This window comes from Ruminococcus sp. (assembly GCF_017650195.1).
Classification (GTDB): Bacteria; Bacillota; Clostridia; order Oscillospirales; family Ruminococcaceae; genus Ruminococcus.
Genome location: NZ_JAGCFH010000081.1, coordinates 1 through 3,815, shown reverse-complemented (window position 1 = coordinate 3,815; position 3,815 = coordinate 1). Strand labels below are relative to the sequence as shown.

The window sequence follows — 3,815 nt, the reverse complement described above, 5'->3', positions numbered from 1 at the left end:
TTTCTAAAGGCAAGCAAATGTTTTGCCTCACTCGGTATAAATATCACGAGAGTAAGCTATAACAAAGCTGTGGATTCCCATATGCTGTTTATTGATGCAGAGGGAACACCTCAGCAGCTTGCCAAAGCAACGGACGAACTTACTGATATCGGCTATCTTCAATGCAACGACGATAACCGTAGTGTTGTACTTCTTGAATTCCGTCTTAAAGATGAACCCGGAAGTGTTACTTCAATACTTGAACTTATAAGCGCACACAATTTCAATATATCATACATAAGCTCACAGGAAAACGGTACAGAATACCAGCTTTTCAAAATGGGGCTTATAGTTGATAATCCGGATAAAATAAATGCTTTCACAGAAGAAGCGAAAAAGCTTTGCAGTGTCAGGGTTATCGAATATAATCATGCTGAAAAGATATTTGACAACAGCTTCTTTTACAGCACATTCGTTAATGAACTTTCGGCTGCTATGGATATATCCTCCGAAGCAAAAAACGAACTTATAGTCAATACAAATCTTGCTATGCAGATACTGGACGATACTGGCGTATCTCCTTACCGGACTTTTGACAGTATAAGCCGTTTTGCAGAGTTACTTGCAACTTCAAGGGGCAGGAAATTCTCACCAAGGATAACTCATCATAATATTACCGATAATACAGTAATAACCCTTATCGAGCCTCCGTGCGGCAGCAATACGGCTATTATAAAAAGCGGTGACGAATACCTCTTCATTGATACGGGCTACGCTTGTTATAAAGAGGAAATGCTATCAATTTTCAGAAACATGATCCCTGAATTTGAAAGAATTGAAAAGAAATGCTTTATAACTCATGCGGATGTTGACCACTGCGGACTGCTTCCAATTTTCGATACTGTATATGCAAGTGCTAAAACAGCGGAGTGTCTCCGGCTTGAAAGTAACAACGAGGACGGATTCCGTGAGATGAATCCACTGCACAAGCCGTATGTACGAATTTGCAAAGTCCTTACTTCATATACTGCTGTGTCAGCTGAAAAACTGAGCGTTGTAGGAGATGAAAAAGAAATAAGTCAGCTTATAGAACAGACCGGTTTCATTGATTTCGGAGAACTGCATTTTGAGCTGTTTGAGGGTAAAGGCGGACATCTTGCCGGAGAATCTGTTCTTATTGACTACGATCACCATCTCGCTTTTACAGGTGATATTTTCATAAATATGAAAGAAATGACCGCTCAGCAGGCACAGTACAACCGATATGCACCAATACTTATGACGTCAGTAGATACCGACAAGGAGCTTTGCACTGCCGAGAGAACAGCACTGTTTCAACGTCTCGGTATAGGGAAATGGCAGATATTCGGCGGACATGGCGGCATGAAGTCATATACCATCGCTCCAACTGAGATATAGTTATCTGAGACGAGGATTTGATGAACGAACTAATTAATCTGAAACAAAAAAGCTCTCACAGCCGAAACTGTGAGAGCCTTATTATTTTATTCATATAAACACATTTAACCACACAATTACTAGAAAGGACTTCTCAATTTTCTTTTCGGTATCACATATTCCTGCTTGTTCATCTTCACGATCAACGCATCCGGCTCCCAGCGCACAAAGTTAATATCATCGACCTCATCTTCCTCGCCGATCATTTCCTCCACAATATCCGCCAGCCGCACAAGATGCGGGTCGTAATGCAGCGGATCGCGAAGATCACCGGCAAACACCTCATCGGGCCCGGCCCAGTAGCAGCCGCCGTATGCGACCAGATCGCTTGCCGCATCATAATGCACATTTGTAATGATGAACGACTCGCCGCACTCTATGCGATAATCGTGGGAATAGCCCTCCGGCACATAATGATACACTTCGCCGCTGTCGGGATCCACATAGCTAATGCCGTAGAGATCGACATGGAAGCCAATATATCGGCGCCCGTTGCTGTGCTGAATCAGCGCACCGTTCGGCATCGCCTGATCGTCCACATTCACCCATGAGCAGACCTCTGCACCGTTTTTGAGTAGGCGATACTTGCCGTAAGTGTGCGCACCAGTCATTTTGCCCTCCGCATTGAACCATTTCCGACAATAGTGTCGGCGCACCATTATCAGGTCATCAGCCAGTGTGACGCTGTCCTCGCTCTCGAACCATTCCTCGGAAATTTCCGGCACAATGCTTTCATCGTAAATATTCCGGTAAGATTTGCCCTCATAGCGCTTCAGACTGCTGTTGATCACATCGCAGACAAAAGAAAATGTCGTTCCGTTCACAGTCAGCGTGACTGCGACGCCGTCCTCGCACTGTTCAGCGGTCAGTTCCTCCAGAATGGCTGGTTTGTTCGGTGTGGGATTCTCGAAAACCGGCTGCACATGCTTGCTCTGATACTTGCACTGAAACGTTAAGCTGAACATACAAAATCCGGTTCGTTCGCGTTCCGGCTCCGGAAAGTATCCGGAAATCCAGTTGTGACAAAAATATTTCAATTTGCTGCCGGAATAATTATAATCTGTAATATCGTGTATTTCAGTTGAAGCCATGTTTTTCTCCTGTTTATATCAGTAATTGATGAAATAAAAATGTTTTGTCCCTCACATTCTGTATTTTCCGCAGGTTTCTGAGGAAAAACTATATGAGAAACCCCATTTCTAAAAAGTGTTCCTACGGGAAATCAGAATTTATCGTTGATTTAAGTCGGCTTTCTCATCGGAATAATCAATAATCACTTTTTTACATTCCCGGCATAGGTATGCCACTACAGCAGAGCCTTTCATAAATGATAGTTTGGAAAGGACAACCGATCCTTCGTGAAATTCCGCCCTCCCCAGTACTGGTCTTTTGGTTCCTCTTTTCCAGGACAACTCATGAGGACTCTGGATGATTCCCTGTTCCATCTCATTATTGCAATATGGACACGTCATTGCTAATCTACCCCCATAAACTTTGATTATCGTAGCAACCTGCTTACTATCCATATTATACACTGCACAGTAGCCCAAAGTCAAGGTTACATATATAGAATACCGCTAATTGAGCATTTCTGTTTCACGTATTTACATTATAGCGGCGATGTGCTATAATAGGTGATAAGAAACGAAAAGGAGCTATATATGGGAAATCAAGAGATTATCGACAGGGACACTTATCGAAAAATCAAGAAAATGAACCGCGTGGAGCTTACAAAGTTCATTCTCCAGTACGGAGATGAGCTGCTCGGTGAACAGGGCAAAACAATAGATCTTCCGGCTCTTGAGACAGAACTGAGAAAAATCAAAGGTATCGGTGGTAAGCGTCTTGAAGAGATTATGGTCGTTATAGAGAAATTCTTGGAAGAATAAATTAGGTACTATCAGAAGTAAGGTGATACAATGATACATACATGGTCTAAGATCAGGCACAAACTGGAAAATGACTATCTTGCCGATTCTTTGAAAAATCATATACAGTATTTCGCTACTTCATACAGCAAGTGCCCTGATCACGAAGGGAGAGCGGCTATTCTGTTGGACGGACAGCAGATAATCGCAGGCAGCTATTGTGAACAATGGAGCAAGGCTTCATTATTGCCGGATGATGAAACTCTTGAAAAAAGACTGCATTATGAGTTTCCGTTTATGGATAACACTGCCCTGAAATACAGTCAATTCGATCAGCGCTGTTTCTATCAGGCATTCTATGAATTTGATAATCAGAGCATTGAAAAAAGCCTTGCAAGCAAAAACCTTCTGGTTCGTATATTCGCAATACTCGACAGAAGAGTCGGGAAAAGAACACTATCAAGAATAAAGGAAAACATCGGAAGCGAACCGGAAATATTCCGCGTCTTC

At 42.7% G+C, this 3,815-nt stretch carries 5 protein-coding genes; 3 read left to right on the top strand and 2 right to left on the bottom strand.

Annotated features, from left to right (window positions below):
• The coding region (locus J6U00_RS03290; protein WP_296578809.1) for a Zn-dependent hydrolase at positions 1-1,398 on the top strand (1,398 nt) is incomplete at its 5' end.
• A 119-nt stretch (positions 1,399-1,517) separates the two neighbouring features.
• Here J6U00_RS03290 and J6U00_RS03285 read toward each other — a convergent pair.
• Both J6U00_RS03285 and J6U00_RS03280 read right to left on the bottom strand, forming a co-directional pair.
• Entirely contained in the window at positions 1,518-2,528 is a 1,011-nt protein-coding gene (locus J6U00_RS03285; protein ID WP_296578806.1) for a hypothetical protein, read from the bottom strand.
• Positions 2,529-2,666: 138 nt separating this feature from the next.
• Complete coding sequence (locus J6U00_RS03280; RefSeq protein ID WP_296578803.1) at positions 2,667-2,963, bottom strand: PF20097 family protein; 297 nt, start codon at positions 2,961-2,963, stop codon at positions 2,667-2,669.
• A gap of 135 nt (positions 2,964-3,098) precedes the next feature.
• On the opposite strand from J6U00_RS03280, the gene J6U00_RS03275 reads away from it, so the two are divergent.
• The gene (locus J6U00_RS03275; RefSeq protein WP_296578800.1) at positions 3,099-3,326 is read left to right on the top strand and encodes a hypothetical protein; all 228 of its coding nucleotides are present in this window, start codon (positions 3,099-3,101) and stop codon (positions 3,324-3,326) included.
• 33 nt (positions 3,327-3,359) lie between these two features.
• A partial coding sequence (locus J6U00_RS03270; RefSeq protein WP_296578811.1) for a hypothetical protein occupies positions 3,360-3,815 on the top strand: 456 nt, incomplete at its 3' end.

Excerpts from the sequence above, each read along its gene's own strand:
- J6U00_RS03280 (WP_296578803.1), bottom strand. The coding sequence starts at position 2,963 with ATGGATAGTAAGCAGGTTGCTACGATAATCAAAGTTTATGGGGGTAGA.
- J6U00_RS03285 (WP_296578806.1), bottom strand. The coding sequence starts at position 2,528 with ATGGCTTCAACTGAAATACACGATATTACAGATTATAATTATTCCGGC.
- J6U00_RS03275 (WP_296578800.1), top strand. The coding sequence starts at position 3,099 with ATGGGAAATCAAGAGATTATCGACAGGGACACTTATCGAAAAATCAAG.